Consider the following 5,221-nt stretch of genomic DNA (forward strand, 5'->3'; position numbering starts at 1 on the left):
TCGGTCACGGCTTCCTTCACGAGGCGGAACTCGCCGTTCTCGAGGTAACGGATCCCGCCGTGCACCATGTGGCTCGATGCCGACGATGCGCCGGAGACGAAGTCCCCGCGCTCGACGAGCGCGGCGCTCACGCCCTGCAGGGCGAGGTCGCGCAGGGTGGCGAGGCCGTTGATGCCTCCACCGATGATGAGGACGTCGAGGTCTTCGGCGTCACGGAGCGCCTGGACGTCGGCGCGGAGCGGAGAAGCGGGAGACGACATGTCGACTGCGACCTTTCGTTGTTGGTACGTCGATCAGGATGAACCCGTCTGCACGTTGTTGCAAGCCCCTTGAACAAACGTGCACAATGGTGTCCATGCAAGAGGATTCACCGTGACGACGGCGGCGGAGGAGCGTTCGCGAGACGCCCTGCGCGCGGCGCAGCTGTACTACATGCAGGACCTCACGATGGATGCCATCGCCCACGAGATGCGCGTATCGCGCTCGTCGGTGTCGCGACTGCTGCAGCACGCCCGCGACGTGGGGCTCGTCACGATCTCGATCAGCCCGCCCGATGACGCCCGCGGGCAGATGGCGCAGCGTATCGCCGACCGATTCGGCATCACGGCCCATGTCGTCCCCACCCCCACCCGCACCTCCGAGGCCGAGCGCCTGGAGCGCACCGCGCTGACGGCGGCGCGCATCCTCGCCGAGCGGGTCGAATCCTCGATGACCGTCGGCGTCGCGTGGGGGTCGACGCTCTCGGCGGTCGCTCGCCACGTTCCGCTCAAGGACGTCCACGACACGCACATCGTGCAGATGAACGGTGCCGCGAACGTCCGGACCTCCGGCATCCCGTACGCGGGGGAGATCCTGTCGAAGTTCGGCGCGGCGTGGTCGTCGTCGGTGCACCAGTTCCCGGTGCCGGCCCTGTTCGACGACCCGCGGACCAAACAGGCGATGTGGCGGGAGCGCTCCGTGCGGTCGGTGCTCGAGATCCAGCAGCGCGTGGGCCTGTTCGTCTTCGGCCTGGGGTCTCCGCACGCCGACGTGCCGTCGCACGTGTACAGCGGCGACTACTTCGACGAGCGCGACCGCGCCGTGATCGAGCGCGAGGGGATCGTGGGCGACTGCGCCACGGTCTTCTACCGCGCCGACGGGTCCAGCGACGTGCCCGAACTGAACGAACGCTCCAGCGGGCCGGACCTCGACACCGTCCGCCGCATCCCCCGACGGTTCTGCGTGGTCTCGAGCCTGTCGAAGCTCGACGGGCTGCGCGGCGCCCTCGCCGCCGACCTCATCACCGAGCTCGTCGTCGAGGAATCGCTCGCCCGGCGCCTGCTCAGCGTCACGCGCTGATCCGTCGACGGGGCGCGGCGGATCTCAGCGCTCGCCGAACCCGTCGTCGATGAGCGCCCGCAGCTCGTCCAGGGCCTGCCGCGCCTGCGGACCGCTCGCGCGGACTCGGACCCGCGCCCCCTGGCGCACTCCCAGCGCCATGAGCGCCAGCAGGCTGCGCGCCGACACCTCGTCGGAACCGGCGTCGAGGTCGGCGATGCGGACGTCGGCGTCGTAGCGCGACGCCGCCTTGACGAAGGTGGCCGCGGGCCGCGCGTGCAGGCCCGAGGGGTTCACCACGACCGTCTCGAAGGACGTCTCGTCATCCTCCCGCACCGCGGACTCCTCGGGGGCGGGGGATGCCGGAGACCCGCCGTCGTCGCCGAGGTGGACGCGTTTCGCCTCGGCGGCGCCCCGGACCTCCGCTGCGACCGCGGCGAGATCGGCGCCGCCCGCGGCGGTCACCACCGCGGCCACGAGACCCTCGACGAACGGCGCGGAGCTGAGCGTCACGCGGTCCGGGGATGCGACGAACTCGAGAGCCGTCTCGGCGCTCAGGAGCGCGGAGCCCAGATCCATCAGCACGAGAACCCCGTCGCCGCCGTCGGCGTCGTCGATCGCCGCGGCGATGGCCACGGCATCCGTCCCCAGATCTCCATCGGGACCGCCGGCGGCGACGCCGACGCGGGGCGGATCCTCCCCGCCCATCTGCAGCGCGAGCTCGACGGCCGCCTCTGCCAGGGGGCGACTGTGCGAGACCGCGACGATGCCGATCATTCGGCGCCCGCCAGCGTGTCGCGCAGTGCGTCGAGCAGCAGGGTCGCCGAGGCGGCACCGGGGTCGAGGTGCCCGGCGCTGCGCTCGCCGAGGTAGCTGGCCCGTCCCTTGCGCGCGACGAGCGGGATCGTGGCGTCCCGTCCGCGGGCGGCGGCCTCGGCCGCGGCGCGGGCGGCGCTCGCCGGGGATCCGCCTGCGGCGGCGTCCCACGCGTCGAGGGCGGGCACGAGGGCGTCGATCATCGTTTTGTCGCCCACCTCGGCCTTGCCGCGGGCCACGACCCCGTCGACCCCGGCGCGCAGCGCCGCGCCCAGGGCGGTGGCATCCGTCTGCTCCGCCGACGCGAGAGCCGGGCCCATGCGCAGGAACAGGGTGCCGTACAGGGGGCCGCTCGCCCCGCCGACGGTCGACACGAGCGTCATCCCGACGGTCTTGAACAGCTCGGCCGGGATCGCGGGGGCGGGGTCGAGTTTGGCGACGACCGCGTCGAGGCCGCGCGCCATGTTCGAGCCGTGATCGGCGTCACCGATCTCGGAGTCGAGGCGGGTCAGTTCGTCCTTGTGGGCGGCGACGGCATCGCGGAATGCGCGGATCCACGCGACGAGATCATCTGTCGACACGGTGCCGCTCATGCGCCCCACCGCAGGCCGGGCGTCACGACGGGGGCGTCCCACAGGCGCAGCATCTCGTCGTCGGCCTTGACGACGGTGAGCGAGACGCCCGCCATGTCCAGGCTCGTGATGTAGTCGCCGACGAGCACGCGCTGCGCGTCGACCCCGGCTTCGCTCAGAAGCGGCGCGATCTCCCCGTACAGCAGGTACTGCTCGATCAGCGGCGTTGCTCCCAGGCCCGACAGCATCACGATCGCCGGTCCGACGGCGTCGCCGAAGTCGTGGACGATCGGGTCGACCAGCAGTTTCGCGATCTCGCGAGCCGACGCCAGCTTCACGCGCGTGCGTCCGGGCTCGCCGTGGATGCCGACCCCGACCTCCATCTCGTCCTCGGGGAGCTCGAACGTCGGTCGGCCCGCGGCGGGGACCGTGCAGCTGGTCAGCGCGACGCCCATCGAGCGTCCGGCCGCCGAGACGCGGCGCGCGAGCGCGGCGACCGCGGCCAGGTCGGCGCCCTCTTCGGCGAGGGCGCCCACGACCTTCTCGAGGACGACGGTCGTGCCCGTCCCGCGCCGACCGGCGGTCCACGTCGAGTCCTGCACGGCCACGTCGTCGGCCACCACGACCGACTCGACCTCGACGCCTTCGGCGGCGGCGAGCTCAGCCGCCATCTCGAAGTTGAGCACGTCGCCGGTGTAGTTCTTCACGATGTGCAGCACCCCGGCTCCGGAGTCGACCGCCTGCGTGGCGGCCAGCACCTGGTCGGGGGTCGGCGAGGTGAACACCTCGCCCGCGGCCGCGGCGTCGAGCATCCCCCGGCCGACGAAGCCGCCGTGCAGGGGCTCGTGTCCCGACCCGCCGCCCGACACCAGGGCGACCTTGCCCGCGCGGGTCGGCTCAGCGCGCAGGATGACCCGGTTCTCGGCATCCACCCGCAGCTCGGGGTGCGCCGCGCCGATGCCGCGCAGGGCCTCGGCCAGCACGTCTGCCGGGTCGTTGACGAACTTCTTCACGGTGCCTCCTCGTTGTGGCGTCGACGGTTCGGGCCGTCCTCCACGACGATGCTCGCCCGGGGAGCCCCGCGTCAAGGGCGACCGGCGTGCCGTGCTCAGAGGCGTTCGTGCGGGAGGACCTGCTTGATGCGCTCGATCGGGTTCTGCGCGGGCGCCTCGTTGTAGGCGTTGGCCAGATCCTGACCGCTGAGGGCGTGGATGGCGGCCATGATCTCGTCGGTGGCTCCGCGCCGAGCGCGCCCCGAGGAGGCGGGCCCGTGCGGCGAGAGGTCGAGCGGCGTTCCGAAGCGCACGGTGATGCGCTCCTTCGTGCTGGGGAACCTCGCGCCCACCGGCATCGCCTTGTCGGTGCCGATCAATCCCACCGGGACGACGGGGGCGCCGGTCTGCAGAGCGAGGAACGCCACCCCGGTGCGGCCTTTGTACAGGCGCCCGTCGAGCGAGCGGGTGCCCTCGGGGTAGAGGGCGACCGCGCGCCCGTCCTCGAGCAGCACGCGCTGCTGGTCGAGGGCGTCGAGGGCTTTCTGGCCGGCGCCGCGCTCGACGGGGATCGCACCGATCGCGGTGAAGAACTGTCGCGACGCCCATTTCTCGAAGTAGGCGGATTTCGCCAGGAAGTGCACGGGACGCGGGGCGGCGACCGGGATCGCGATCGAGTCGATGAACGACAGGTGGTTGCTGGCGAAGATCACGGGTCCCGTACGGGGGACGTTCTCGCGACCCTCGACGCGGGGGCGGTACACCGCGCGGGCGAGGGGAGCGATCAGGAAGCGCCCCAGCCCGTACGCGGCGCCCATCTGCTGCGGCTCTGCGGCGGGGGTTTCGGCGGAGGGGTCGGAACTCACCCGACGACCTTACTCGTCGCCGCATGCCCGCGCGTGCATGGCGGCGGGCAGTCCTCTCAGCCATGCCAAAGCGTGATGCGCAAGGATGGGAGCGTCCCGATCCCCTTCGAGAGGTCTGCCGTGCGCTTCCGCCCGATCGCTTCCCTGTCCGTCGCCGCCGCCGCGGTGCTGCTGCTCGCGGGCTGCTCGGGTTCACCCGACCAGGCGCAGACTCCGGATGCCACGGGCTCGGCCGACGCCGGGCAATGCCAGAGCGCCCTCGCCGAGGCGCCGGCCCCCGAGGGGCTCGAGGTCTCGGGCGACTTCCCGTCCAAGGTGACGGTCAACCTGCCCGCGGGGTACAACCCGACCGAGCTCCAGCGCACAACGCTCGTCGAGGGCTCGGGCCAGCAGATCGAGGCCGGAGACGTGCTGAAGGCCAATTACACGCTCATCGACGCCGCCTCCGGTCAGGTGCAGCTGCAGTCGCTCGACACCGCCCCCGACGGCATGGACACCCTCATCGCCTCGCAGCAGATCTTCGGCGCCGCACTCGAGTGCTCGACGATCGGTTCGCGCACCGTGTCGTCGTTCCCCGCCGGAACGCTCGGCGAGGGCTCGCCGGCCTTCGTGCTCGTCGCCGACGCCATCTCGGAGCAGCCCACGCGCGCCGACGGCG

The 5,221-nt window shown here is 72.1% G+C and carries 6 protein-coding genes and 1 pseudogene; 2 read left to right on the top strand and 5 right to left on the bottom strand.

The window, feature by feature from the left end; translation table 11 throughout:
* A partial coding sequence (locus QZ433_RS03020; protein ID WP_295779951.1) for an FAD-dependent oxidoreductase occupies positions 1-260 on the bottom strand: 260 nt, incomplete at its 3' end.
* Positions 261-372: 112 nt separating this feature from the next.
* Between QZ433_RS03020 and QZ433_RS03025 the strand changes: the two genes are divergently transcribed.
* Positions 373-1,338: a sugar-binding domain-containing protein gene (locus QZ433_RS03025; protein ID WP_116536493.1), complete on the top strand. Its 966-nt coding sequence runs from the start codon at positions 373-375 to the stop codon at positions 1,336-1,338.
* A gap of 24 nt (positions 1,339-1,362) precedes the next feature.
* Here QZ433_RS03025 and dhaM read toward each other — a convergent pair whose 3' ends face one another.
* From dhaM to QZ433_RS03045, 4 genes are all read right to left on the bottom strand, one after another.
* Positions 1,363-2,094, bottom strand: a complete 732-nt coding sequence (dhaM, locus tag QZ433_RS03030; RefSeq protein WP_295779952.1) for a dihydroxyacetone kinase phosphoryl donor subunit DhaM — start codon at positions 2,092-2,094, stop codon at positions 1,363-1,365.
* Positions 2,091-2,726, bottom strand: coding sequence for a dihydroxyacetone kinase subunit DhaL (gene dhaL / locus QZ433_RS03035; protein WP_295779953.1), 636 nt, complete (start codon positions 2,724-2,726; stop codon positions 2,091-2,093). The genes dhaM and dhaL overlap by 4 nt, the downstream gene beginning before the upstream one ends.
* Entirely contained in the window at positions 2,723-3,718 is a 996-nt protein-coding gene (dhaK, locus tag QZ433_RS03040; RefSeq protein ID WP_295779954.1) for a dihydroxyacetone kinase subunit DhaK, read from the bottom strand. The genes dhaL and dhaK overlap by 4 nt, the downstream gene beginning before the upstream one ends.
* Before the next feature lie 95 nt (positions 3,719-3,813).
* Complete coding sequence (locus tag QZ433_RS03045; protein ID WP_295779955.1) at positions 3,814-4,515, bottom strand: lysophospholipid acyltransferase family protein; 702 nt, start codon at positions 4,513-4,515, stop codon at positions 3,814-3,816.
* Positions 4,516-4,683: 168 nt separating this feature from the next.
* Here QZ433_RS03045 and QZ433_RS03050 point away from each other — a divergent pair.
* A pseudogene (locus QZ433_RS03050) lies at positions 4,684-5,221 on the top strand (hypothetical protein); the annotation flags it as partial.

The sequence above is a fragment of the uncultured Microbacterium sp. genome (genome assembly GCF_913776565.1).
Lineage (GTDB): Bacteria > Actinomycetota > Actinomycetes > Actinomycetales > Microbacteriaceae > Microbacterium.